We start from the raw sequence: 220 nt of genomic DNA on the forward strand, positions 1-220 counted from the left end.
ATGCTGACGAAGATAGTCCGCAACACGGCTCTGTTCGGTCAGAACATCAATCTGCTGAGCAGGCGCCTTTTCTGAAGCTATTTTCTCCGAAGCTATTGTATTCTGCTCTGTTGTATCCTTGCCAAACGGCACAATTCCGTTGGCAAAGACGATATAGACAACCGCCAGAACCAATAATACAGCCGTTAATATGCTTTTTTTCATGATGACCTCAAGCTAT

General features: G+C 44.5%; 1 pseudogene. It reads right to left on the reverse strand.

The window, feature by feature from the left end:
- Positions 1–204 (reverse strand): annotated as a pseudogene (locus tag Xmir_RS22445) (ribonuclease domain-containing protein); the annotation flags it as partial.
- Positions 205–220: the final 16 nt, after the last annotated feature.

The sequence above is a fragment of the Xenorhabdus miraniensis genome, assembly GCF_002632615.1.